The 759-nt window shown below is 40.4% G+C and carries 1 protein-coding gene; it reads right to left on the bottom strand.

Features of this window, described 5'->3' with window-relative positions; genetic code table 11:
- Positions 1-759: DUF5688 family protein (locus PGQ38_RS18655; RefSeq protein WP_270433073.1), on the bottom strand; the 759-nt coding region annotated here is incomplete at both ends.

Raw genomic sequence — 759 nt, 5'->3', positions numbered from 1 at the left:
CCACACTTTCCTCATCATGGAGCATCACCTCATGAACACTTGTAAATGCCAGATACAAGCCTTCTGCCCCAAGCTTATGACAGAATGTCCTTGCAACACCCGGGTAAAAGATTGCCACTGCACCATTTGTTTTTAATCTGGTGCTCATACAGTTTCCTACCGCATCTTTTTCCGGAATATAATCAGAAGCATAAATATCTTCTCCCTCATAAGCTGGGTTTTGAACCAGCTTCAATACTTCACATACTCTTGGCGGCATCATCGACATGGTATTTTTCATAGCTTCCTCAAAAACAGTCTCTTTCTTTACAGGCCATTTCTCCACATAGCTTAAAGGTACTTTACAGCTCGTAAGTTTTCCGTCCTCATTGGAAATCTTCATATATAAAGTCAGTGCAATTTCCCCATTCTGTTTGTAGAGCGAATTTTCCAGTTCTTCCTTATTTTTCTCCACATTAAGCAGTCTGATAAAAAGCTTGTCTTTTACCTGCTCATAACACTGCAGCTGTTTCAGCTTACCTGAGATTCCCATTTTCAGGAAATCATCAGTTGACTGTTTGACTGCCTGTACAACCTCAGAGAGCGTTTTCCCCTCTGTTTTCATTTTGCAATATATCTTCTCTGTCAGCAATCGAAGCTTTCCATTTTCATTCGTGTACACATTCATACAATCCTGTGTTTCCTCTTCATCCGCTGCACAAAATTCCACTCTGAATCCTGTTTCTTTCCCGATTTCCTTTACCAGTTCTTCCACAAATT

Origin of the sequence: Blautia faecis, from assembly GCF_027662325.1 — a bacterium.
GTDB classification, from domain to species: domain Bacteria; phylum Bacillota; class Clostridia; order Lachnospirales; family Lachnospiraceae; genus Blautia_A; species Blautia_A faecis.
Note: the sequence above shows the minus strand (reverse complement) of the source record. Positions and strands in the feature narration are given on the sequence as shown.